Raw genomic sequence first — 242 nt, 5'->3', positions numbered from 1 at the left:
GCTAACCTGCGTCTCGATATCTATTCGGACTCTTCCAACCAAGCATTCAAGTACCTACAGGCGTGGAACAATACGATTCTCACGCCATTTGGTGCCACGGCAGCTGCCACGATGGGCGGTGGTTGGGGACGCCCGTCGGACTACAAGAAGCCAATCTTCGTGTATCTGTTGGACGTGACTAACTCCGTGGTTGCCGTCATTGAATATGTTGAGTGTTGGCCCATGACGGTCGAGCAATATAC

The 242-nt window shown here is 52.5% G+C and carries 1 protein-coding gene; it reads left to right on the top strand.

Going from position 1 to position 242, the window contains the following annotated elements; genetic code table 11:
* On the top strand, positions 1-242 hold a 242-nt coding region (locus AC1RO3_RS09390), incomplete at both ends, for a hypothetical protein (RefSeq protein ID WP_481764152.1).

It is taken from the genome of Dellaglioa sp. CoH-57-MRSF-19, assembly GCF_056781975.1.
The sequence above is the reverse complement of the archived record's forward strand: the minus strand, read 5'-3'. Positions and strand labels throughout refer to the sequence as shown.